The sequence below is a fragment of the Aureimonas sp. AU40 genome, from assembly GCF_001463785.1.
GTDB lineage: Bacteria > Pseudomonadota > Alphaproteobacteria > Rhizobiales > Rhizobiaceae > Aureimonas.
In genome coordinates, this window is the sequence record NZ_BBWL01000030.1 from 85,242 (window position 1) to 107,919 (window position 22,678).

Here is a 22,678-nt window from a genome sequence, read left to right on the forward strand (position 1 = left end):
GATTACAGCTTCCAGCCGGAATGGATGGCCGAGATGCCGCCCGTCAGATTGCGATAGGACACGCGCTCGAAGCCGGCCTTGCGGATGGCGCTCGCGAAATTCACCTGATTGGGAAAGCGGCGGATGGATTCCACGAGATATTCGTAGGAATCGCGGTCCTTCGCCACGGCCTGGCCGATGGCGGGAATGGCCTTGAAGCTCCAGAGATCGTAGAGCTTGTCGAGAACCGGCAGCTCGACCTCGGAGAATTCGAGACACAGGAAGCGCCCGCCCGGCTTCAGGACGCGGTAGGCCTCCGACAGGGCGAGGTCGATGCGCGGCACGTTGCGAATGCCGAAGGCGATCGTATAGGCGTCGAAGCTTTCCGCCGGCAGCTTCAGGTCCTCGGCATTGCCTTCCACGAAGAGAAGGTTCTCGTCCAGCCCGCGCTTCTTGGCGCGCTCGGCGCCGACCGCCAGCATGGAGCCGTTGATGTCGAGCACCGTGCCCTCGGCCTGCCGGTTCGAGGCTTCCACGATGCGCATGGCGACGTCGCCCGTGCCGCCGGCGACATCCAGAAAGCGCCAGCCGGGCCGCTTGGACGGGGCCAGCCAATTGACCAGCGCGTCCTTCCAGAGCCGGTGCATGCCGCCCGACATGAGGTCGTTCATGATGTCGTAGCGCTCGGCGACGCGGTGGAACACCTCGTTGACGCGCGCCTGCTTCTCGTCGCGGCCCGAGACGGTCTCGAAGCCGTAGGACGTTTCCATTCCTTCCGCGGAGCCGACTCGGGACTCGGACATGGGTTCACCTCGTGCGTTGGACCTGGGCGCAAGCCGGCCTATAGGAGAGGCGGCCGGCGGGAGCGCCCTTTCGATTTTGCGCCGGTCTTAACGCAAGCGACCGGCGAGCGCCATCGCGTCGGCGGCCGGGAACCGCGCTATGACGACAAGCCAGTACGACAGGTAGGTGACATGCCCGAATTGCCAGAGGTGGAGACGGTGCGTCGCGGCTTGCAGCCGGTGATGGAAGGCGCGCGGATCGAGCGAGTCGAGGCGCGCCGGCCGGACCTGCGCTTTCCCCTGCCCGAGCGCCTCGCCGAGCGGATCGAGGGCCGCCGCATCGAAAGCCTGTCGCGCCGGGCGAAATATCTCCTGGCCGATCTCGAAGGCGGTCTCGTGCTCGCCATGCATCTCGGCATGTCCGGCTCGTTTCGCATCGAGACGGCGGAGGGCGACGGAGCCGCCGCGCCGGTGGCGGGCGCGGCCTTCCATCTCGCCCGCAGCGAGGACCGGCTGCACGACCATGTGATCTTCCATCTCGCGCGGCCCGAAGGCGGCCCGGCACGCATCGTCTTCAACGACCCCCGCCGCTTCGGCTACATGACGCTGGTGCCCAAGGCCGAGATGGCGGACCACCCGCATTTTCGCGCCCTCGGCCTCGAACCCACCGGCAACGCCCTGTCGGGCGCCGATCTCGCGCCGCGCTTTCGGGGCAAGGCCGCGCCGCTGAAGGCGGCGCTGCTCGACCAGACGATCATCGCGGGCCTCGGCAATATCTATGTCTGCGAGGCGTTGTGGCGCGCCCGCTTGTCGCCCCGGCGCGAGGCGGGCTCGATCGTGAAGAAGGACGGCACGGCGACGCAGCGGCTCGACACGCTCGCCCTTCACATTCGTGAGACCATCGCCGACGCGATCGAGGCCGGCGGCTCCACCTTGCGGGACTATCGGCAAGCCGACGGGAGCCTCGGGTATTTCCAGCATCGCTTCAACGTCTACGACCGCGAGGGCGAGCCCTGCCGGCACGAGACCTGTCGCGGCATCGTCCAGCGCATCGTCCAGTCCGGCCGTTCGACCTTCTTCTGCCCGGTCTGCCAGCGCTGATCCGGAAACGCTTAAGGGATTTGCCCGAGTCCCCCTGTCGCAGGACCCTGTTTATACGAAGCATGAGGCCTACGATCCCTCTGAAGGCGACGGCCGCGGGACGAGAGCAGGATCGATTTTGGACACGACGCCGATCAGAGACGATCTTAAGGCCAAGACCGGCGCGGCTGGGGCGCTGAGCCTCGACGTGCGGGGCCTCGCCAAATCCGTCGGCGCCGACCGGCAGCTCTTCTCGGGGCTCGACCTTGCGGTGCGGCCGGGCGAAGTGGTGGCGATCGTCGGGGAATCGGGCGTCGGCAAGTCGACCCTCCTCAACATCCTGGCGGGGCTGGACGATGCGGACCGGGGCGAGGTCCGCATCGAAACGACGGAACTCGGCGCCTTGGGCGAGGCGGCGCGCACGAAGCTGCGGCGCGAGCGGATCGGCTTCGTCTTCCAGGCCTTCCACATCCTTCCCTATCTCACGCTCCGGCAGAACGTCGCCCTGCCGCTGGCGCTCGTCTCGGCCGACCGCGCGACGATCGAGGGACGCGCGGACGCGATGCTGGAGGCGGTCGGCCTCGGCACGCGCGGCGGCGACTATGCCCGCGATCTGTCGGGCGGCGAGATGCAGCGCGTCGCTATCGCCCGCGCCCTCGTCCATCGCCCGGCGCTAATCCTCGCCGACGAGCCGACCGGCAATCTCGACCCGGAAACCGCCGGCCGCATCTTGGCGCTGTTTGCCGAGCGGGCGCGCGAGGGCGGCTCGGCCGCCGTGATCGTCACCCATTCGCGCGCAACGGCTGCGATCGCCGACCGGGTCCTGGTTCTCACCCGCCAAGGGCTCGAAGCCGGCGAAGGGCCGGCCGCGTGAGCGGCGCGCGCTCCGATCTCGCCGGCGCCCGGCTGGCGCTCGGCTGGCTGATCGGGGGCGAATGGCGCGCCCACCCTTCCCGCTTCCTCGCCACGGCCCTTGCCATCGCGGTCGGCGTCGCGCTCGGCTTCGCCGTGCATCTCGTCAACGGCTCGGCGCTCAGCGCCTTCGGCGGCGCGGTGCGAGCGGTGAACGGCGCGGCCGACCTTTCCGTGCGCGCCACGACGCCGCTCGGGCTGGACGAGGCGCTTTATGGCGAGGTGGCGCGGGCCGCAGGCGTGCGCGACGCCAGCCCGGTGGTGAGTTTGGAGGCGCGGGGCGAGCGCGGCGCGCTGACGCTGCTCGGGCTCGACGTGATCCGCGCCATCCGCGTGACGCCAAGCTTGGTCGGGCTGTCTCCGCGCGGGCCGGACACGAGCAACAACGACGTGTTCGACGCGGACGCGCTCTATCTCTCCCGCGCCGCGCAAGCCGCGCTCGGCACCGGCATCGGCCAGTCGCTCGATCTCTCCGCCAACGGCCGAACCGCGCGCTTTCGCGTCGCCGGCGCCCTGCCCGGCGTGCCGGAGGGGCAGGCGGTCGGGGTGATCGACATCGCCAGCGCGCAATGGCGCTTCGACCGGCTGGGGCGGATCGACCGGATCGACCTGAATTTGAGCGATCGCAACGCCGCCGAGCCCGCGCTGCGCGCGGTGCTTCCCACGGGGGCGACGCTCGCCAGCACGCAGACCGAGGAGGCGCAGGGCAGCGCCCTGTCGCGCGCCTACCGCGTCAATCTCGACATGCTGGCGCTGGTGGCGCTGCTGACGGGGGGCTTTCTCGTGTTCTCCGCGCAGTCGCTTTCCGTCGCGCGGCGTCTGCGCGCCTTCGCCCTGGTGCGCACGCTCGGCCTGCCCCGGCGCGGCGTGGTCGCGGCGGTGGCGCTGGAAGGGCTGCTGATCGGCGTTCTCGGCGCCGTCGCCGGGCTTGCCGCCGGCTACGGCCTTGCGGTGCTGGCGCTGCGCGTCTTCGGCGGAGATCTCGGCGCCGGATATTTCAGCGGCGCCTCGCAGATCGTCTTCCAGCCGCTCGCCGCACTTCTCTTCTTCGCGCTCGGCCTCGCGGCGGCTTTGGCCGGCAGCATCCTGCCGGCGCGCGCCGCCTCGCGCGCAGCGCCCGCCGCCGCCCTCAAGAACAGCGGCGATCTTCTCGACCCGCGCGCGCCCGTGCCCTGGAAGCCGGCGGCCATCCTGCTGGCGCTCGGTGTCGGGGCGGCGCTCCTGCCCGCCGTCGCGCGGCTGCCCGTCTTCGGCTTTCTCGGCATGGCGCTGATGCTGGCGGGGGGCGTGGCCGGCGTGCCCTTCCTGTCGCGCCTCCTGCTCGGCCCGCTCGCGCGCCGCCAGAGCCGCTCGGTGCCCTTCCTGTCGCGCCTCCTGCTCGGCCCGCTCGCGCGCCGCCAGAGCCGCTCGGTGCCGGGCCAGCTCGCGACGCGCCATCTCCACGGCGCGCCGGGTCAGGCCGCGACCGCGCTTTGCGGCATCGTCGCCTCCACCGCCCTGATGATCGCCATGGCGACCATGGTGACGAGCTTTCGCGGCGCAGTGGACGAATGGCTGGGGCAGGTCCTGTCGGCCGATCTCTATCTCAGAACCGAGGGCGCCGGCTTCGACCCGGAAACGCAGAGCCGCCTCTCCGCCGTTCCCGGCGTCGGCACGCTGACCTTCAGCCGGCAGTTTCCGCTCACGATCGAGCCCGACCAGCCGCCCGTGGTGCTGATCGCCCGGCCGGTCGACCCGGCGCACCCGGAAGGGCTGCTGGCGCTGATCGGCGGAACCCAGGCCCCCGCCGCCGGCACGCTGCCCGTCTATGTCTCCGAGCCCGCCTCGCGCCTGTACGGCTGGCGCCTCGGCGATACGATCGCCCTGCCGATCGGCACCGGGGCCGAGCGCTTCTCGGTCGCCGGCATCTGGCGCGACTATGCAAGACAGGCCGGCGCGGTGATCTTGGCCGAGGCGGACTACACGAGCCTGACCGGCGACCGGACGCGCGACGAGGCCATGGTCATGCTCGCCCCCGGCGCGGACGAGGCCAAGGTGCAGGCGGACCTTCGGGCGAGCCTGCCGGAGGCGACGCGCGCCACGGTCGCGCTGTCGCGCCCGGCCGAGCTTCGCCGCTTTGCTCTCGACCTGTTCGACCGGTCCTTCGCCGTCACCTACATTCTGGAAGGCGTTGCGATCCTCGTCGGCTTGGCCGGCGTCGCCGCCACCGTCTCGGCGCAAACGCTGGCGCGCTCGCGCGAGTTCGGCATGCTGCGCCATCTCGGCCTCACCAAGGGGCAGATCCTCGCCATGCTGGCGCGCGAAGGCGCGCTGCTCGGCCTTGTCGGCGGCGTGGCCGGGGTGCTTCTCGGCCTCGCGCTGGCGCAGGTCTTGATCCACGTCATCAACCCGCAATCCTTCAACTGGACCATGGCGACCCTGGTGCCGTTCGGCACGATCCCGGCCGTGGTCGCGGCGCTGGTTCTGGCGGCGGCGGGAACCGCGATCCTCGCCGGCCGGCGCGCGACGCATCAAAGCGCGGTTCTGGCCGTGCGGGAGGATTGGTGATGCGCGGTTTCCTCGCCCTTCTTCTCGCCTTCGCGGCGTTCGTCGCGCCGCTGCGCGCCGCCGAGATCCAATATCCCACCGTCGCGCCCGGTGCCGCGCTCGCCTTCCCGCGCGACCATGGCGCCCATCCCGAGTTTCGCACCGAATGGTGGTATGTCACCGGCTGGCTGAAGACGGCGGACGGGCGCGATCTCGGCTTTCAGGTCACCTTCTTCCGCACCCGGCCGGCGATCGACCCCGCCAATCCCAGCCGCTTCGCGCCGGCGCAGGTCCTTTTCGCCCATGCCGGCCTGTCCGACCCCGCGCTCGGCCGCCTGCTGCATGGCGAGCGCGCGGCCCGCGCCGGCTTCGGCCTCGCCGAGGCCTCGGAGGCGGATGCCGACGTGACGCTGCAGGACTGGCGCTTCCGGCGCGAGGCGGACGGGCGGTTCACCACGCAGGTCGCGACGGGCGAGTTCGCGCTCGACCTCTCCTTCCAGCCGACCCAGCCGGTGCTTCTTCAGGGCGATGAAGGCTACAGCCAGAAGGGGCCGAATCCGGCGGAAGCCAGCTACTATTATTCCATGCCGCATCTTCAGGTTTCCGGCAGCGTGACGCGCGAGGGCAAGAGCGAGGCGGTGACGGGCGAGGCCTGGCTCGACCGCGAATGGTCCTCGACGCTGCTGGCCGCCGACGCGGCGGGCTGGGACTGGACGGGCCTCAATCTCGACGATGGCGGCGCTCTGGTCGCCTTCCGCATTCGGGGCCGGGACGGCGGCACGGTCTATGCCGGCGGCTCCTATCGCCGGGCCGATGGCTCGGTCACGCGGTTCCGGCCGGAGGACGTCAGCCTGGAGCCGCTTCAGACCTGGCGTTCGCCGCGCACCAATGCCGTCTATCCCGTCGAGCAGCGCCTGACCCTGCGCCTGCCGGAGGGCGAGCGCAGCTTCCATCTCGCGCCGCTGTTTCCCGACCAGGAACTCGACGGGCGCGGCGGTGGCTTGCCGGTCTATTGGGAAGGCGCGGTTTCGGCGCCCGGCGCGCGCGGCTATCTCGAACTCACCGGCTATGCTTCGCCGCTGCGCCTGTAGGCGGCCCCGAACTCGGCGGTGAGCGCGTCCTCGCCTCCCTCGTAGCGCGGCGAGAAATGATGCGGCACGGCCCGCCTTGCCCCGGCTTCCCGCGCCAAGGCGCCGGCCTGCGCGGCGGTCAAGTGATGCCGGCCGTTGGCGATGGCATGGTCGGCATGGAGAAAGCCGGCTTCGATGAAGAGTGTGTTGGCGCCGGCCGCGATACGAAGGATGCGCTCCCGGTTGCCTTCGCTCCAGCCGGCATCGGTGATGTAAGCGACGCGCTGGCCCGGCGCGCGGTGGAAGGCGCCGGCTCGAAGCAGGGTGCCCAGCGAAAGCGCCTCGCCGTTCGGCCCCTCGACCACCGCGCCCTCCCCGGCCCCGGCGCGCAACTGCGCCTTGGCTGCCGAGAGCCAGGGGCCGACGGGAAGTTCCATCGCGTCCAGCTTCGCCTTGTGCACGTTCACCCGCAGCCGCTCCTGCAGCGCGAAGGCGAGCGAGGGAATGCCGTGGTCGAGTTGGACGGCTTCCACCATCAGTTCCGGCTCGCTGAGAACGAGGCCGGGCGGACAGTCGGGCAGATCTATCGGCCGGCGGGCGAAGGCCCCGCGCGCCCGAAACCGCCAGGCGCCGGCAAATCCCTGCTCCGTCCAGTCCTGCGCCTCGATGACGAAATCCGCCGAGTTTTCGTCCAGGAGGTTCCAGCGATAGGCGGCAAGTTTGGCAGCGACGCCGTCGGCGAGGCCCGGCGGGCCGAACAGGCGCAACATGCCGGGCTGGTTCAAGCGCAGGCGCAGCAGCCGGTCGAAGCCGGCAAAGTGATCCATATGAAGATGCGAGACGAAGACATGGCTGACCCGCCCGATCTCGCGCGCCGACAGTGGCGAGAGGTCGCCGCAATCGAACAAGAAGGCGCGCCGCCCGAAAGCGAAGTCGAGAAACAACGTGGAGTCGCCGGTCGGCCCGTTGACGAGGCGAGGCTGAACCAAAGAGCTCATCGGCGCTTTCTTCTCACAATGCGCGAGCCACACACCCGCCCTTTCCTAACCAAGACGCAAGCCATGGAGACGAGCATGACCGAGCGCCGCACACTTACCGGATTTGCCAGCGAAGGGGCGGACGGCACCTTCACCATCCATATCGTGGACGATAGCAGCGAAGTGTTCGAAATCAGCGCCAGCCGCGAGAACGTCGAACTCATGATCTCCACGCTCCAGGCGGTGCTGGCCGGGCACTCCGGCGAGGCCAACCATGCCAAGGGCTGACCCCACCTGATCGGCATCCCTGACCTCTGTCCCCGATCGCGAGCGTGGCCATCGGCCGCCATTCGATGGCGCGCGATGGAACCGCCTCGCCGCGTGTGGGGTTGAAAGCCAAACCCGATGGAGTTTGGAAAGGCTCTGACAACATGACATCCGCTCCCGTTCGCTATTCCCCCTCGGTCGAGGACATTCGCCCGGACGAGAAGGAAACAGAGGCCAGCCTGAACGAAACGTTCGACACGATCTTGGAGACCACGGCCGAGGATTACGGCCATGCCGTGCGCTCGGTCCATGCCAAGGCGCATGGCATTCTGGAAGGCACGCTGCGCGTGCACGACGACCTGCCGCCGGAACTGGCGCAGGGGCTTTTCTCCAAGCCGGGGCAGCACAAGGTCTACCTGCGTCTGTCCACCAATGCCGGCGACATCCTGCCCGACGCCATCTCGCTGCCGCGCGGCCTGGCGCTGAAGGTGCTGAATGTCGAGGGAGAGCGCCTGCCCGGCGCCGAAGGCTCGACGCAGGACTTCGTCATGGTCAACGGGCCGGTGTTCCAGACCAAGACGGCCGACCAGTTCCTCGGCAATCTCAAGATGCTGGCCAAGACGACCGACCGGCTGGAAGGCACCAAGACGGTCATGTCCTCGGTGCTGCGCGGCGTCAACAAGGCGCTGGAGAGCGTCGGCATCGAAAGCTCGAAGATCCAGTCGCTGGGCGGCGCGCCCAATGTCGATCCGCTCGGCCAGACGTATTTCAGCGTCACGCCGTTCCGCTACGGACCCTATATCGCCAAGTTCAGCGTCGTGCCTGTTTCGCCCGATCTCACCGAACTGGAAAGCAAGGAGATCGACGCCAGCGACCGGCCCAATGCCATTCGCGAGACCGTGCAGGCCGAGATGAGCGAGCGCATGGGCGTCTGGGAGTTCCGCGTACAGCTCTGCCGCGACCTGGAGAAGCAGCCGGTGGAGGACCCGACCGTCGAGTGGAAGGAGGACGAGGCGCCCTTCCAGACCGTCGCGACCATCACCGCCGAGCCGCAGGATAGCTGGGACGCCGCGCGCGTTCAGGCCGTGGACGAGGAAATGCGCTTCAGCATCTGGACCGGCCTTGCCGCCCACCAGCCGCTCGGCAACATCAACCGCGCGCGCCGCTCGGCCTACCAGCACTCCTCCGAGTTCCGCGCCCGCTTCAACCGCTGCCCGATCCACGAGCCGGCCTGAGACGAAGCGCCCTCCACGAACCATTCAACGGCGCGGAGCCTGGCTCCGCGCCGTTAAACGATCGATCAGAGATCAACGAAGGTCGCGTCCTGACTGGTCAGGCCGTAATTTCCGAGAATGCGGATTTCATCGCGCACCATCCCGTCCGCATCGCTGACGACATAGATATCGCTTTGGCCGACTTGCGAGAAACGCGCGTCGCGGCCGTAACCGACGAAGACGAGCTTGTCGCCGAAGTTCGACCAGCCCGGCATGGGGCGCTGGAAATCCAGAACCCAGTCGCCATCCGCCTCGCCGGCGCTGAAACGGAACGTGTCGTTCCCCATTCCGCCCATCAGAACGTCGCGTCCCGCTCCGCCGTCGAGGACGTTGGCTCCGCTATTGCCGATGATTCGGTTGCCGAGAGCGTTGCCCGAGCCGCCGATATCGTTGAAGCCGCTAAGCTGAAGATCCTCGACATGATCGCCGAGCGTGTAGCTCACCGACGAGAAGACGAGATCGTTTCCGCCTCCGGCCTGCTCGATGACCTTGTCGCGGAGGTCGTCGACATAATAAACGTCGTTGCCCGCTCCGCCGTCCATCGTGTCGGCGCCTGAGCCGCCGTCCAGCACGTTGTTTCCGGCATGGCCGCCCATATAGTTGTTGAGGCTGTTGCCGGTGATCGCGATATTGCCTTTGTTGACGATCTGGATGTGCTCGACATTCTCGGGCAGCTTGTAGTCGACGGAGGTCATGATGCGGTCGCGCGTGCCCTCGCCAGCGGCCTCGATCACGACGTCCTGCACGGAATCGACGATGTAGTCGTCGTTGCCGAGGCCACCGATCATCGTGTCCGCGCCGCCCTTGCCTTCCAGGCGATCGTTGCCGGCGCCACCCTCCAGCCGATCATTGCCGGCGCCGCCGGTCAGCGAGTCGTTGCCTTCCAGACCTTTCAGCACCCAACCATCGGACGTGGTGGCGGTGAGAGTGTCGTTACCCTCCGTGCCCACCAGGATCTTGCCGCCGCCGCGAACGACATCCGTAACCCGCAGGTCGAGCCGGCTAGGTCCACCGTCGGTCGCGACCAACGTGCCGCCCGTCACGCCTTCCAGTGTCACGGCGCTTTCGAACACGCCGTCGCGGTTGGCATCGATCTCGATCCGGCTGTCCGAGCCCAACGTCACCAGTCGCAGGTCGGGCAGGCGCACAAGTCCAGTTGTTGGATCCGTGTTCTCGTAGCTGTAATAGGAGAACGAGATCTTCTCGCCGCTCTCATAGTCCGTGATCCGGTCGCCGTTCAGGTCGCTGCCGTTCGACAGGTAGCCCAGCTCGAACACGTCGTTCCCCGACCCGCCTGTCAGACTATCGGCCCCCGCGCCGCCATGGAGCGTGTCGGCGCCCGCCCCGCCACTCAGCGTGTCGTTGCCTTCGTCGCCATAGAGCGTGTCCGTGCCGGCGCCGCCGTAGAGCTTGTCGTTGCCCGTGCCGCCCATCATGATGACCGAAGCCGCGTAGCCGCCGCTCGCCACGATGCCGCGCGCGTCCAGAACGTCGTCGCCCGCGTCACCATAAGCCTGGCCGGCGTTGTTCAGGCGCAACGTGTCGTTGCCGTCCCCGCCGTAGAGATAGTCGTAGTCGTAAGAGCCCGTGCCGCCGTCCAGCGTGTCGTTGCCCTCGCCGCCGCGCAGCGTGTCGCTGCCCGCACCGCCAGCAAGGTTGTCGGCTCCCGCCAGACCCAGAACCTCGTCATTGCCCGCTCTGCCGTCGATCGTGTCCGATCCCGATGTCCCGAACAAAACGTCGTTGTCGCTCGTCGCCTGGGCTGGCGCTGCAAACACCACCCGCAGGTCGAGCCGGCTAGGTCCACCGTCGGTCGCGACCAACGTGCCGCCCGTCACGCCCTCCAGCGTCACGGCGCTTTCGAACACGCCGTCGCGGTTGGCGTCGATCTCGATCCGGCTGTCCGAGCCCAACGTCACCAGTCGCAGGTCGGGCAGGCGCACAAGTCCAGTTGTTGGATCCGTGTTCTCGTAGCTGTAATAGGAGAACGAGATTTTCTCGCCGCTCTCGTAGTCCGTGATCCGGTCGCCGTTCAGGTTCGCGATATTGTCCATCTCGAACTGATCGATTGCCGCACCGCCCGACAAGCTGTCAGCGCCCGATCCGCCGATCAGCGTATCCGTATCTGCTCCTCCCACCAGGGTGTCATTGCCATTGTCGCCGGCCAAGAGATCGGCGCCGTTTCCACCGTCTAGAAAGTCGTCGTCTTGATTTCCATTCAAGACATCTTCGCCGGCTCCCCCAAAGAGCGTGTCTTCGCCGGGGCCACCTTGTAGGGTGTCGTTGCCCAATCCGCCCGAAAGATGGTCGGCGCCTGTCAAGCCCACCAACAGGTCGTGTCCTGCTCCTCCGTGGATCGTGTCCGATCCCGACGTGCCAAATATAAAGATATCGTCGTTCATCGCCTGCGTCTTTCGGATTTCTTCGCTCTTCACGCCATCGAACGGCATGTTGGTTGTCGTTCCCATTCGCGAACCCGCATAAGGCACAACTCACAGAAGATAAAAGTCATCATCCACACATCAGAAGAAGTGCGTTTCACGATGCCGTGACAGCCAACGCGCTCGGATCGGCGTCGCTGAACGACGTCCCCTACCCTTTCCTTGTGCGGCGCAATGGGATAGACGGGCCGCCCTGCTGCCCGAGCCCCGGCGCGCCGTTTCGCGGCACTCGGGGCTTCTGTTTTGCGAGCCGCCCATGTCCCGCTTCTTTCCCGGCCTCGACTTCGGCACCACCAACTCCACCCTGTCGCTCTGCGCGCCGGGCGGGGCGCCGCGGCTTCTGCCGGTGGAAGGCGAGAACCTGACGATCCCCTCCGCCCTGTTCTTCAGCCTGGAGGACGGGCACACCTATTTCGGGCGCCAGGCCGTGTTCGAATATGTCGACGGGGCCGAGGGGCGCTTCATGCGCGCGCTGAAAAGCATTCTCGGCTCCTCCTTGATGAAGGAGACGACGCAGGTCGGGCGCGAGCGCATGACCTTCGAGGACCTGATCGGGCGGTTCCTCCGGCATCTGCGCCAGAAGCTCGAGCAGGAGACCGGCGGCGAGGCCGACAGCATCGTGCTCGGCCGCCCCGTGCGCTTCGTGGACGAGAGCGACGAGGCCGACGCGACCGCGCAGGGCCAGCTCGAGGCGGCGGCGCGCGCGCAAGGCTTTCGCCACATCGAGTTCCAGTTCGAGCCGGTCGCCGCCGCGCTCTATTTCGAAAGCACGATCAATGCCGAGCAACTGGCGCTGGTGGTGGATATCGGCGGCGGCACGTCGGACTTCTCGCTTCTGCGCCTGTCGCCCGAGCGCGCCCGCTCGACGGAGCGGGCCGACGACATTCTCGGCACGACCGGCGTCCATGTCGGCGGCACGGATTTCGACCGGCTCCTGAACACCGCCAAGATGCAGCCGCTGCTGGGCCTCGGCTCCTCGACGGCGGACGGCAAGCGCCTGATGCCGGTCTGGTATTTCAACGACATGGCGACCTGGCACCGGATCAACACGCTTTATACGCCCAAGATCCTGTCCGACATCCGCGCGCTGCGCAAGGAAGCGGGCGAGCCGGAGAAGCTCGCCCGCATGGAGCACATGCTGACGCATCGCTCCGGCCATCGCCTCGCAGGCGCTGTGGAGCGCGCCAAGATCGCCCTCAGCGACGCGGAGTCGACCCGCATCAGCTTCACCGAGCCGGGCCTGTCGCTGGAGACCGAGGCGACGCGGGGCGAGTTCGAGGCGGCGACCGCCGAGCTCGTCGCCAAGATCGAGCGCTCCATTACGGAGGCGCTCAAGCTCGGCGGCGTCGGGCCGGAAGCGGTGGACACGGTGATCCTGACGGGGGGCGGCGCGCAGGTGCCCGCCGTGCAGCAGGCGGCCACGCAGCGCTTTCCCGGCGCGCGCATCGCCCATTCCGACGCCTTCGGCTCGGTCGGCCTCGGGCTCGGCATCGACGCGGCGCGCCGCTTCGGCTGAGACGACCTGACAAACCCTTTGGCCAGCGGATGGTCGAGAGGTTTCGGTCGGGGCGATGCGAGGGCGCAGAGCCAAGGTTTGCGAAAAGTCCACGGCGAGACGAAACGGCCGACTCCCGCCCGCGAAATTTCGATAGGCGCTCGAAGGCCCGGCGCGGTGCTCGAGCCTTGACGCGGCTCGAAGCCGCATGAGAAAAAGCCGGCGTGCCTCTGTCGCTCCGTAAGCGTTAACGTCAGTCAACGCGCATCTGGGCCGCCCCTTGCCGGGGTCGCCCGACGGAGTGTTGTCATGCCTGCTTTTCGCAAGCTTCCGCCGCGCTATGGCGCGTTCGTGGTTCCCTTTCTTCTCTCGCTGATGATGTGCGGGGTCGTGTCGGCCATCTCCACCGCGCGGGCGCTCGGCCTGTCCAGCGAATTGCCCGCGCAATGGGCGAAAGGCTGGGGCCTGTCCTGGTTCGTCGCCTTTCCGACGCTGCTCGTCGTGATGCCGATGGTGCGGCGCCTCGCCGGCCTTCTGGTGGAGATGCCGGCGCCGCGCGGCTGACACGAACGGGAGCGCCCCGCGCGCTCCCATTCGCCCACGGGCAAGCGCGCGGTTTGCGGTCGAAGAGCCCGCGCGGTAGGACGGGGCTCCCCATCGCAAGGAGACGCCTGTTCCATGACGACGCTGACCCTCGACACCGCCCGCACCATCATCGCCGCCGCGCTTGCCAAGGGCGCCGAGCTGAAGCTGAAGCCGCTGACCGTCGCGGTGCTCGACGCCGGCGGCGCGCTGGTCGCGCTGGAGCGGCAGGACGGCGCCGCGCGCATGCGCCCCGAGATCGCCATCGGCAAGGCCAATGGCGCGGTGCAGATGGGCATGGGCTCGCGCGCCCTGTGGAAGCGCGCCGAGGAGCAGCCCTATTTCATCCAGTCGATGAACGCGCTCGCCGGCGGCTCGCTCGTGCCGGTGCCGGGCGGCGTTCTGATCCGCCGCGATGGCGCGGTGATCGGCGCGGTCGGCATCACCGGCGACACGTCCGACAATGACGAGACGGCCGCCGTCGCCGGCATCGAGGCCGCCGGCCTCACCGCCGACAAGGGCTGACGTTTCTACAATTGGGAATCTGGGCGAGCCGGCCGGGGTCGGCTCGCCGATGCTTTCGTCCGTCCCGTCGCCGCGAACGCTGGAGCCATGCGCCCTCGCACCCTTCATGCTTCGCGCCTTGTGAACGGGCAGAGTTCCCTGCCCTACTCGACTCTCAACGGGCGCGGCGATTTCGCCGCGCCGCAGCATTTCGGCCCTTGCCTCATTCCTCGGCTTGCTGTGAAGATGGGCATATGGAGCCCAGCGCCCTTGCCGTTCTGATCGTCGACGAAAACCGGGCGCGGGCTGCCATCATCGAGGATGGGCTGCGCGAGGCTGGACATGCTCGCGTGCATGTGGTCACCGCCATGAACGGTCTGGTGCGCGAAATCGAGCAGTTCCGGCCCGACGTGATCGTGGTGGATCTCGAAAACCCCAATCGCGACCGGCTGGAGCAGTTCTTCCAGGTCTCCCGCACGGTGCAGCGGCCAATCGCCATGTTCGTGGACCGCTCCGACGCGGAGTCCATGGAGGCGGCGATCTCGGCCGGCGTTTCGGCCTATGTCGTGGACGGGCTGAAGAAGGAGCGTGTGAAGGCCATTCTCGACATGGCCGTCCTGCGCTTCCACGCCTATTCCCGGCTGGAGCGCGAGTTGCACGACGCGCGCTCGGAGCTCGCCGACCGCAAGGTGGTGGAAAAGGCCAAGGGCATTCTCATGCAACGGCGGGCATTAAGCGAGGACGAGAGCTACAGGCTGCTGCGCCAGACGGCGATGAACGAGAAGAAGAAGCTGGTGGAGATCGCCCGCAGCATCGTGACGGCGGCCGATCTTCTGGGCGGCGAGGTGAAGCGATGAGTTCGGCCCTGCCATCCCCCGCCTTGCTGTCCTCCCATACGAAAGTGCGCCTCGGCTTCATTCCGCTGGTGGACGCCGCCGTGCCGATCGCCGCCGCCGCCCTTGGGCTCGACCGGGCGGAAGGCGTGGAACTGGTGCTGGTGCGCGAGGTCTCCTGGTCCAACATCCGGGACCGGCTCGCCTTTCGCCAGTTCGACGCGGCCCATATGCTGGGGCCGATGGCGGTGGCCTCGCAGCTGGGCCTTGGGTCCAACCCCTATCCCGTGATTGCCCCCTTCTCTCTCGGGCTCGGCGGCAATGCGGTGACCCTGTCGCTGCCCCTGTTCGAGGCGATGCGGGAGGCGGCGGGCGAGACCTATCGCGACGAGCCGGCCGCCCACGGGCAGGCGCTGGCCCGGCTGGTGCGACAGCGCGCGAAGGCAGGCCTTTCGCCGCTCGTCTTCGCGATGACCTATCCCTTCTCCTCGCACAATTACGAGTTCCGCTTCTGGATGGCCGAGGCCGGCATCGACCCCGACCGCGACGTGACGATGACCGTCGTGCCACCGCCGCTGACGGTGGACGCGCTGCGCTCGGGCGCGATCGACGGGTTCTGCGTCAACGCGCCGTGGAACGTCGCGGCGGTGGAAGCGGGCGTCGGGCGCATCGTCGCCGTGAAGGCCGACATCTCCCCCTCCTCGCCCGAAAAGGTGCTGGGCGTGCGGCCCGACTGGTGGGCGGAAAATTTCGAGACGGGCGCCGCCCTCCTGCGCGCGCTGGTGCGCGCCGCGCTCTGGTGCGACGCGCCGGAGAACCGGGCGGAGCTGGCCGCGATCCTGGCGCGGCCGGAGCATTTGGGCGCCGAGGCCGGCTCGCTGGAAGCGATCCTGTCCGGCGACCTCGCGGTCAGCCCGGACGGCACGCGCCGCGCCATTCCCAACTATCTCACCTTCCACGGCCCGGCCGCCAACCGGCCGCGTCAGGCGCAAGCGCTCTGGGTCTACAGCCAGATGGTGCGCTGGGCGCAGGTGCCGCTGGGCGAGCCTCTTGCCCGCCGCGCCGCCGGCGCCTTCCGGCCCGACCTGTTCGACGCCGTGTTCGGCCCCGCAGCCGACCCGCAAGCGCCCGGCACTGAGCCCGCCCTGACGCCCGATGCGATCGGCCCCTATGTCGAGAGCTTTGCCGTGCGCCGGCCGGGCGTCACAACCGACGGCGCACCGAGCAGCGAGTAGTCGGTGTCCGCCGTGTCGAGGCGCGGGCAAGCAAGCCGGGTTTCGCCAACGATCCTCCCAGTCTGCTAGACATTCGCTGCCAACGCACCTTGCCGCCGTGGCTCGCGCGGTCGAGACCATGGCCCACGCCTCGGCACGCCGCGCTCATGCTCCTGCCTGCAATTGACGCATCTTGCCCAAACCGCACGCAAGGGGAAGAGCAGTTTAAAACGCTTGTAAAATCGGGCTTTCCTCAGCGTTTGCCCATTATTTGCACATGCTGCATTGCCGCACATTTGGCCTTTCCAAAGCGCTGATTTTTCGCTTCAATACAAACCGTGCCCGCCAAGGACGACGGGCCGCCTGACACTTCCCCAGCGAAGTATCCGCGAAGACATCGACGTCGCGCGTTCTAAAGCCTCCTTCCGACCGACCTCGGAAGAGCTTTCAGGACGGCGGCGTTTTTTCGTTTTTCCCTCCCCGCTTCCCGACGCCCGCCCGACGACAAGAGGAACCGCATGTCCGATATTTCGAAGATTGGTCTCAGCCGGCGTCGCTTCCTGCAAGGCACGATGGCCAGCGCGGGCACGGCGGCGCTCTTCTCGGCCATCGGTGCGAGCTTTCCGGCGGGCGCCTTCGCGCAGAGTGCCGGGCCCGAGACCTCCAAGGCGATCCTCGGCTTCATCGCGCTGACCGACGCCGCGCCGCTGATCGTCGCCAAGGAAAAGGGCCTGTTCGACAAGCACGGCATGACCGGCGTCGAGGTGGTGAAACAATCCTCCTGGGGCACGACGCGCGACAATCTCGTGCTCGGCTCGGCGGGCTCGGGCATCGACGGCGCCCATATCCTGACGCCCATGCCCTATCTCATGAGCGCGGGAAAGATCACGCAAGGCGCGCCGCTGCCGATGCAGATCCTGGCGCGGCTCAATCTCGACGCGCAGGGCATTTCCGTCGCCAACGCCTTCGCCGACCTGAAGGTCGGGCTCGACGCCGGCGTGCTGCGCGAGACCTTCGCCAAGAAGAAGGCCGCCGGCACCCCCTCCAAGGTCGCCGTCACCTTTCCCGGCGGCACGCACGACCTCTGGATGCGCTACTGGCTGGCGAGCGCCGGCATCGACCCGAACAGTGACGTCGAGACCATCGTCGTGCCGCCGCCGCAGATGGTGGCGAACCTCAAGGTCAACACGATGGACGCCTTCTGCGTCGGCGAGCCCTGGCACGAGCAGATGGTCGGCCAGAAGATCGGCTACACCGCGCTCAACACGGGCGAGCTCTGGGCCAACCATCCCGAGAAGTCGCTGGCCATGCGCGCCGACTGGGTCGCCGCCAACCCCAACAGCGCCAAGGCGTTGACCATGGCCGTACTGGAAGCCCAGCAATGGTGCGACAAGATGGAGAACAAGAAGGAACTGGCCGAGATCGTCGCCAAGCGTGCCTGGTTCAACGTGCCGGCCAAGGACATCGTGAAGCGCCTGTCGGGCGAATACGACTATGGCAACGGCCGGCCGGTGGTCGAGAACTCGCCCCATATCATGAAGTTCTGGCGCGACCACGCCTCCTACCCGTTCAAGAGCCACGACCTCTGGTTCCTGACCGAGGACCAGCGCTGGGGCTATCTCCCCATGGGCGCCGACACCAAGGCCATGGTCGAGGCGGTAAATCGCGAGGACATCTGGCGCGCCGCCGCCAAGGAGCTTGGCGTCGCCGCCTCCGACATGCCGGAAGGCACCTCGCGCGGCGTCGAGACCTTCTTCGACGGCAAGAGCTTCGATCCGGCCAACCCGTCTGCCTATCTCGACAGCCTTTCGATCAAGCGCGTCGCCTGAGCGATCCCGTCTTCTCTTCTCTCCGGCGTGAGGCTTCCATGTTCCAGACCGTTTCCAAGCTCCCGGCCGCGAAGGTCGCGCCCTCCGCCGCTGTCGCGCCAGTTGCCGCCCCGGCACAAATCGTGGCCCTTCCGCGCCGGCGCGCGCCCTTCACCGCCGCGATCGGCGAGCGCCTGCGGGACTTCGCCGCCGCGACGCTGCCCTTTCTGGTGACGCTGGCCGTGCTGCTCGGGCTCTGGGAACTGGCCTGCTCCGGCCCCGGCGCGGCGCTGCCGCCGCCGAGCCAAGTGCTCTCCACCAGCTGGGAGCTGATCGTCCATCCGTTCTACGTCAATGGCGGAACCGATGTCGGCCTCGGCTGGCAGATCTGGGCGAGCCTGCAGCGCGTCGCCATGGGCTATGCCATCGCGGTCGTGGTCGGCATTTCGCTCGGCGTGCTGGTCGGCCAGTCGACGCTTGCCATGCGCGGCCTCGACCCGATCTTCCAGGTGCTGCGCACCGTGCCGCCGCTCGCGTGGCTGCCGCTCTCGCTCGCCGCCTTCCAGAACGGCCAGCCCGCCGCGATCTTCGTGATCTTCATCACTGCCGTCTGGCCGATCATCATCAATACCGCCGTCGGCATCCGCAACATTCCGGCCGACTATCGCAACGTCGCCGCCGTGCTTCGGCTGAACGGCTTCGAGTTCTTCGCCAAGATCATGCTGCCGGCCGCCGCCCCCTACATCTTCACCGGGCTTCGCATCGGCGTCGGCCTGTCCTGGCTCGCCATCGTGGCGGCCGAGATGCTGATCGGCGGCGTCGGCATCGGCTTTTTCATCTGGGACGCTTGGAACTCCTCGCTGATCTCCGACATCATCGTCGCGCTCGCCTATGTCGGCGTGGTCGGCTTCGTGCTCGACCGGATCGTGGCCCTGGTCGGCCGCCTCGTCACCCGCGGCACGTCGGCCGCCTGACGCCCTTACCCCAGATTCGGAGCGAACCTGCCATGACCACAAAACCGTTCCTGTCCATCGAAGGCGTCGACATGACCTTCAAGCGGGGCCATGCGACGACCCAAGTCCTCAAGGGCATCGACCTCAGCGTTTCCAAGGGCGAGTACATCTCGATCATCGGCCATTCCGGCTGCGGCAAGTCCACACTTCTGAACATCGTGGCGGGCCTCACCCAGGCGACCACCGGCGTCGTCCTTCTGGAGGACAAGGTGGTGGATCAGCCGGGGCCGGATCGGGGCGTCGTGTTCCAAAACCACTCGCTCCTGCCCTGGCTCACCGTCTACGAGAACGTGGCGCTCGCCGTGGACAAGGTCTTCTCGCGCACGAAGTCGGCGGCCGAGCGCCGCGAATGGGTCATGCGCAATCTGGAGCTGGTCCATATGGGCCACGCCAAGGACAAGCGCCCGTCCGAGATTTCGGGTGGCATGAAGCAGCGCGTCGGCATTGCCCGCGCGCTCGCCATGGAGCCCAAGATCCTGCTCCTCGACGAGCCCTTCGGCGCGCTGGACGCCCTCACCCGCGCCCATCTGCAGGACCAGGTCATGCAGATCCAGACCGATCTCGCCACCACGGTGATGATGATCACCCATGACGTGGACGAGGCCGTGCTCCTGTCGGACCGGATCGTGATGCTGACCAACGGCCCTTCGGCGCGGATCGGCGAGATTCTCGACGTGCCGCTTGCCCGGCCGCGCGACCGCATCAAGCTCGCCACCGACCCGGTCTATCTCAAGTGCCGCCAGGCGGTTCTGAAATTCCTCTACGAGCGCAACCGCTTCGTCGAAGCCGCCTGACGCTTCTCGACGCCGCCTGACGCGCCCGCCGTTCTCTTCCAAGGACCCACCCGATGCCCCAGAAACTCGTCGTCGTCGGCAATGGCATGGCGCCCGGCCGGATGCTGGAACACCTGTTCGAGGCCGCGCCCGGCGCCTACGAGGTGACGATCTTCAACGCCGAGCCGCGCGTCAACTACGACCGCATCATGCTCTCGCCGGTTCTTTCGGGCGAGAAGCAGTTCGAGGACATCGTGATCCATGGCGACGGCTGGTACATCCAGCACGGCGTCACGCTCTACAAGGGCCACCGCATCGTCGCCATCGACCGCGCGGCGAAGACCGTCACCTCCGACCACGGCGTGACCGAGACTTACGACCATCTCGTCATCGCCACCGGGTCGACGCCCTTCATCCCGCCGGTGCCGGGCCACGATCTGCCCGGCGTTCTCGCCTATCGCGATCTCGACGATGTGGAAGCGATGATCCTCGCGGCGCAATCGCGCGCCAAGGCCGTGGTGATCGGCGGCGGCCTGCTCGGCCTGGAAGCTGCGGCGGGCCTGCGGGCGCAGGGGCTGGAGGTCACGGTTCTCCATCTCATGCCGACGCTGATGGAGCGACAGCTCGACCCAGCCGCGGGCTTCCTCCTCCAGCGCGCGCTGGAAAAGCGCGGCATCGAGGTCATCACCTCGGCCAACACCGATTCCATTCTGGGTGACGGCAAGGTCGAGGGTGTGAAGCTCAAGGACGGCCGCGTCATTCCCGCGACGCTGGTGGTCATGGCGGTCGGCATCCGCCCCTCCGCGCAGCTGGCCAAGGACGCGGGCCTCGCGGTCGGGCGCGGCATCCATGTGGACGATCAACTGCTCACCTCCGACGAAAGCATCTCGGCGCTCGGGGAATGCGTCGAGCTGGACGGGCGCGTATACGGGCTCGTTGCCCCGCTCTACCAGATGGCCGAGATCGCCGCGCGCCGGCTCGCCGGCCAGCCCGCCCCAGGCTTCCGACATTCCGACACGCCGACCAAGCTGAAGGTCACCGGCATCAATCTCTATTCCGTCGGCGACTTCGCGGACGCGCCGGACCGGGAGGAGATCGTGCTGCGCGACGCCTCGGCCGGTGTCTACAAGCGCCTCGTCCTGCAGGACAACAAGATCCTCGGCGCCGTGCTCTATGGCGAGACGGCGGACGGCGGCTGGTTCGCGGACCTCATGAAGAAGGGCTCCGACATCACGGAGATGCGCGACACGCTCATCTTCGGCCAGAGCTATGGCGGAGGGTCCCCGCTGGACCCTATGGCGGCCGTTGCAGCCTTGGGCGATGACGCAGAGATCTGCGGCTGCAACGGCGTCTGCAAGGGCAAGATCACCTCGGCCATCACCACCAAGGGCCTGACCAGCCTCGACGACGTGCGCGCCCACACCAAGGCTTCGGCCTCCTGCGGCAGCTGCACCGGCCTCGTCGAGCAGCTGATGAGCCTGACGCTCGGGAGCGCGTTCAACGCCAAGGCGGTCAAGCCCATGTGCGGCTGCACCGATCTCGGCCATGGCGAGGTTCGCCGGCTTATCAAAGCCAAGGAGCTGAAGAGCATCCCGGCCGTGATGCAAGAGCTGGAGTGGAAGACCTCCTGCGGCTGCGCCAAGTGCCGCCCGGCGCTGAACTACTATCTCCTGGCCGACTGGCCGGGCGAGTATCAGGACGACAAGCAAAGCCGCTTCATCAACGAGCGCGTCCACGCCAACATCCAGAAGGACGGCACCTATTCCGTCGTGCCGCGCATGTGGGGCGGCATGACCTCGGCAGCCGAGCTGCGCGCCATCGCGGATGTCGTGGACAAGTTCGCCATTCCGGCCGTGAAATGCACCGGCGGGCAGCGCATCGACATGCTGGGCGTCAAGAAGGAGGACCTGCCCGCCGTCTGGGCCGATCTCAACGCCGCCGGCATGGTCTCCGGCGCGGCCTATGCCAAGGGCCTGCGCACTGTGAAGACCTGCGTCGGCTCCGACTGGTGCCGCTTCGGCACGCAGGATTCCACCGGGCTCGGCATCCGGTTGGAGAAGTTCATGTGGGGCTCCTGGACCCCGGCCAAGCTGAAGCTCGCCGTCTCCGGCTGCCCGCGCAACTGCGCGGAGGCGACCTGCAAGGACATCGGCGTCATCTGCGTGGATTCGGGGTTCGACATCCATTTCGCCGGCGCCGCCGGGCTCGACATCCACGGCACGCAGGTTCTCTGCCATGTCGATACGGAGGACGAGGCGGTGGTGGTGATCGCCGCCCTCACCCAGCTCTATCGCGAGCAGGGCCACTATCTCGAGCGCATCTACAAGTGGCTGAAGCGCGTCGGCATGGAGTCGATCAAGGCCGCGATCGTCGACGATCTCGACAAGCGCCAGGCCTATTTCGAGCGCTTCGTCTTCTCGCAGCAGTTTTCGCAGGTCGACCCCTGGGCCGACCGCGCGAGCAAGGGCGTCGCCGCCCACGAGTTCAAGCCCATGGCCGACATCGCTCCCTTCCGCGAGGCCGCAGAATGAGCCCTGTTTCACAATGGGTGGCGATCGGCCGCCTGGACGACATTCCCCGGCGCGGCGCGCGCTGCGTCACCTCTCCGCTGGGGCGCATCGCCGTGTTCCGCACGATGGACGACCGCGTCTTCGCCACTGAGGACCGCTGCCCGCACAAGGGCGGGCCGCTCAGCCAGGGCATCGTGCATGGCGGCGCCGTGACCTGCCCGCTGCACAACCAGGTGATCGCGCTCGACACCGGCCTCGTCCAGGGGCCGGACGAGGGGCAAGTGCGGACCTTTCCGGTTCGGGTGGTCGGCGCGACGGGCGCGCTGGAGCTCCTGATCGAGACGGCAATCTTCGCGCAGGCGGCGGAATAGGAGGCGGGCCATGCTCTCGAAAAGCGACGTGACGGAGATGATCTACGAAAAGAAGCGCGGCGCGGGTCTCAGTTGGGCCGAGATCGCCGAGGGCATCGGCATGAGCGAGGTCTTCGTCACCTCGGCCTGCCTCGGGATGAACGCCCTGCCGCGCGACAAGGCCGATCTCCTGACCCGCCATCTCGGCCTGCCGCAGGAAGCGGCGGTGGTGCTGGCGGAATATCCGACCAAGGTCTGGGACCGCAGCGTCCCGACCGACCCCTGCAT

The 22,678-nt window shown here is 67.8% G+C and carries 19 protein-coding genes and 1 pseudogene; 17 read left to right on the forward strand and 3 right to left on the reverse strand.

Annotated elements, in window-relative coordinates; translation table 11 throughout:
* Positions 1-2: 2 nt before the first annotated feature.
* The gene (ubiE, locus tag AUL32_RS10265; protein WP_061972764.1) at positions 3-782 is read right to left on the reverse strand and encodes a bifunctional demethylmenaquinone methyltransferase/2-methoxy-6-polyprenyl-1,4-benzoquinol methylase UbiE; all 780 of its coding nucleotides are present in this window, start codon (positions 780-782) and stop codon (positions 3-5) included.
* A gap of 171 nt (positions 783-953) precedes the next feature.
* Here ubiE and mutM point away from each other — a divergent pair, with 171 nt between their 5' ends.
* From mutM to AUL32_RS10285, 4 genes are all read left to right on the forward strand, one after another.
* Entirely contained in the window at positions 954-1,862 is a 909-nt protein-coding gene (gene mutM / locus AUL32_RS10270) for a bifunctional DNA-formamidopyrimidine glycosylase/DNA-(apurinic or apyrimidinic site) lyase (protein ID WP_062114483.1), read from the forward strand.
* Positions 1,863-1,980: 118 nt separating this feature from the next.
* Entirely contained in the window at positions 1,981-2,715 is a 735-nt protein-coding gene (locus tag AUL32_RS10275; RefSeq protein WP_244497782.1) for an ABC transporter ATP-binding protein, read from the forward strand.
* Entirely contained in the window at positions 2,712-5,300 is a 2,589-nt protein-coding gene (locus AUL32_RS10280; protein WP_062114485.1) for an FtsX-like permease family protein, read from the forward strand. The genes AUL32_RS10275 and AUL32_RS10280 overlap by 4 nt, the downstream gene beginning before the upstream one ends.
* Positions 5,300-6,370: a lipocalin-like domain-containing protein gene (locus AUL32_RS10285; RefSeq protein ID WP_062114488.1), complete on the forward strand. Its 1,071-nt coding sequence runs from the start codon at positions 5,300-5,302 to the stop codon at positions 6,368-6,370. Before AUL32_RS10280 ends, AUL32_RS10285 begins: the two co-directional genes overlap by 1 nt.
* Here the strand turns inward: AUL32_RS10285 and AUL32_RS10290 are convergent.
* Positions 6,346-7,347, reverse strand: a complete 1,002-nt coding sequence (locus tag AUL32_RS10290; protein WP_062114491.1) for a ribonuclease Z — start codon at positions 7,345-7,347, stop codon at positions 6,346-6,348. The genes AUL32_RS10285 and AUL32_RS10290 overlap by 25 nt on opposite strands.
* Positions 7,348-7,422: 75 nt before the next feature.
* On the opposite strand from AUL32_RS10290, the gene AUL32_RS10295 reads away from it, so the two are divergent.
* Both AUL32_RS10295 and AUL32_RS10300 read left to right on the forward strand, forming a co-directional pair.
* Complete coding sequence (locus tag AUL32_RS10295) at positions 7,423-7,614, forward strand: hypothetical protein (protein ID WP_156421419.1); 192 nt, start codon at positions 7,423-7,425, stop codon at positions 7,612-7,614.
* 143 nt (positions 7,615-7,757) lie between these two features.
* Complete coding sequence (locus AUL32_RS10300; protein WP_062114497.1) at positions 7,758-8,828, forward strand: catalase family protein; 1,071 nt, start codon at positions 7,758-7,760, stop codon at positions 8,826-8,828.
* Positions 8,829-8,893: 65 nt separating this feature from the next.
* Here AUL32_RS10300 and AUL32_RS26250 read toward each other — a convergent pair whose 3' ends face one another.
* A complete protein-coding gene (locus AUL32_RS26250; protein ID WP_082659505.1) occupies positions 8,894-11,335 on the reverse strand; it encodes a calcium-binding protein in 2,442 nt (813 codons plus the stop codon).
* Between the two features lie 229 nt (positions 11,336-11,564).
* Between AUL32_RS26250 and AUL32_RS10310 the strand changes: the two genes are divergently transcribed.
* The 11 genes and pseudogenes from AUL32_RS10310 to AUL32_RS10360 form a co-directional block, all read left to right on the forward strand.
* Entirely contained in the window at positions 11,565-12,824 is a 1,260-nt protein-coding gene (locus AUL32_RS10310) for an Hsp70 family protein (RefSeq protein WP_062114504.1), read from the forward strand.
* Between the two features lie 288 nt (positions 12,825-13,112).
* A complete protein-coding gene (locus tag AUL32_RS10315; protein ID WP_062114507.1) occupies positions 13,113-13,367 on the forward strand; it encodes a DUF2798 domain-containing protein in 255 nt (84 codons plus the stop codon).
* Positions 13,368-13,481: 114 nt separating this feature from the next.
* Complete coding sequence (locus AUL32_RS10320) at positions 13,482-13,910, forward strand: GlcG/HbpS family heme-binding protein (protein ID WP_061972782.1); 429 nt, start codon at positions 13,482-13,484, stop codon at positions 13,908-13,910.
* Between the two features lie 233 nt (positions 13,911-14,143).
* Positions 14,144-14,746 carry an ANTAR domain-containing response regulator gene (locus AUL32_RS10325; protein WP_062114509.1) on the forward strand — a complete coding sequence of 201 codons (603 nt, stop codon included), beginning with the start codon at positions 14,144-14,146 and terminating at the stop codon, positions 14,744-14,746.
* Positions 14,743-15,957, forward strand: coding sequence for a CmpA/NrtA family ABC transporter substrate-binding protein (locus tag AUL32_RS10330; protein WP_062114512.1), 1,215 nt, complete (start codon positions 14,743-14,745; stop codon positions 15,955-15,957). The genes AUL32_RS10325 and AUL32_RS10330 overlap by 4 nt, the downstream gene beginning before the upstream one ends.
* Before the next feature lie 497 nt (positions 15,958-16,454).
* Positions 16,455-17,765, forward strand: coding sequence for a CmpA/NrtA family ABC transporter substrate-binding protein (locus AUL32_RS10335; RefSeq protein WP_062114517.1), 1,311 nt, complete (start codon positions 16,455-16,457; stop codon positions 17,763-17,765).
* 38 nt (positions 17,766-17,803) lie between these two features.
* Complete coding sequence (gene ntrB / locus AUL32_RS10340) at positions 17,804-18,718, forward strand: nitrate ABC transporter permease (protein ID WP_082639094.1); 915 nt, start codon at positions 17,804-17,806, stop codon at positions 18,716-18,718.
* 32 nt (positions 18,719-18,750) lie between these two features.
* A complete protein-coding gene (locus AUL32_RS10345; RefSeq protein ID WP_062114520.1) occupies positions 18,751-19,551 on the forward strand; it encodes an ABC transporter ATP-binding protein in 801 nt (266 codons plus the stop codon).
* A gap of 53 nt (positions 19,552-19,604) precedes the next feature.
* On the forward strand, positions 19,605-22,061 hold the full coding sequence (gene nirB, locus AUL32_RS10350) for a nitrite reductase large subunit NirB (protein WP_062114523.1): 2,457 nt from the start codon (positions 19,605-19,607) through the stop codon (positions 22,059-22,061).
* Positions 22,058-22,411: a nitrite reductase small subunit NirD gene (gene nirD / locus AUL32_RS10355; protein WP_062114525.1), complete on the forward strand. Its 354-nt coding sequence runs from the start codon at positions 22,058-22,060 to the stop codon at positions 22,409-22,411. The genes nirB and nirD overlap by 4 nt, the downstream gene beginning before the upstream one ends.
* A gap of 10 nt (positions 22,412-22,421) precedes the next feature.
* Positions 22,422-22,678 (forward strand): annotated as a pseudogene (locus AUL32_RS10360) (cyanase); the annotation flags it as partial.

What these genes read in the sequence shown, in the direction of transcription:
- ubiE (WP_061972764.1), bottom strand. Translation starts at nt 782, where the DNA reads ATGTCCGAGTCCCGAGTCGGCTCCGCGGAAGGAATGGAAACGTCCTAC.
- AUL32_RS10325 (WP_062114509.1), top strand. Translation starts at nt 14,144, where the DNA reads ATGGAGCCCAGCGCCCTTGCCGTTCTGATCGTCGACGAAAACCGGGCG.
- AUL32_RS10295 (WP_156421419.1), top strand. Translation starts at nt 7,423, where the DNA reads ATGACCGAGCGCCGCACACTTACCGGATTTGCCAGCGAAGGGGCGGAC.
- AUL32_RS10335 (WP_062114517.1), top strand. Translation starts at nt 16,455, where the DNA reads ATGTCCGATATTTCGAAGATTGGTCTCAGCCGGCGTCGCTTCCTGCAA.
- nirB (WP_062114523.1), top strand. Translation starts at nt 19,605, where the DNA reads ATGCCCCAGAAACTCGTCGTCGTCGGCAATGGCATGGCGCCCGGCCGG.
- AUL32_RS10290 (WP_062114491.1), bottom strand. Translation starts at nt 7,347, where the DNA reads ATGAGCTCTTTGGTTCAGCCTCGCCTCGTCAACGGGCCGACCGGCGAC.
- AUL32_RS10285 (WP_062114488.1), top strand. Translation starts at nt 5,300, where the DNA reads ATGCGCGGTTTCCTCGCCCTTCTTCTCGCCTTCGCGGCGTTCGTCGCG.
- AUL32_RS10315 (WP_062114507.1), top strand. Translation starts at nt 13,113, where the DNA reads ATGCCTGCTTTTCGCAAGCTTCCGCCGCGCTATGGCGCGTTCGTGGTT.
- mutM (WP_062114483.1), top strand. Translation starts at nt 954, where the DNA reads ATGCCCGAATTGCCAGAGGTGGAGACGGTGCGTCGCGGCTTGCAGCCG.
- nirD (WP_062114525.1), top strand. Translation starts at nt 22,058, where the DNA reads ATGAGCCCTGTTTCACAATGGGTGGCGATCGGCCGCCTGGACGACATT.
- AUL32_RS26250 (WP_082659505.1), bottom strand. Translation starts at nt 11,335, where the DNA reads ATGGGAACGACAACCAACATGCCGTTCGATGGCGTGAAGAGCGAAGAA.
- AUL32_RS10320 (WP_061972782.1), top strand. Translation starts at nt 13,482, where the DNA reads ATGACGACGCTGACCCTCGACACCGCCCGCACCATCATCGCCGCCGCG.
- AUL32_RS10330 (WP_062114512.1), top strand. Translation starts at nt 14,743, where the DNA reads ATGAGTTCGGCCCTGCCATCCCCCGCCTTGCTGTCCTCCCATACGAAA.
- ntrB (WP_082639094.1), top strand. Translation starts at nt 17,804, where the DNA reads ATGTTCCAGACCGTTTCCAAGCTCCCGGCCGCGAAGGTCGCGCCCTCC.
- AUL32_RS10310 (WP_062114504.1), top strand. Translation starts at nt 11,565, where the DNA reads ATGTCCCGCTTCTTTCCCGGCCTCGACTTCGGCACCACCAACTCCACC.
- AUL32_RS10300 (WP_062114497.1), top strand. Translation starts at nt 7,758, where the DNA reads ATGACATCCGCTCCCGTTCGCTATTCCCCCTCGGTCGAGGACATTCGC.
- AUL32_RS10345 (WP_062114520.1), top strand. Translation starts at nt 18,751, where the DNA reads ATGACCACAAAACCGTTCCTGTCCATCGAAGGCGTCGACATGACCTTC.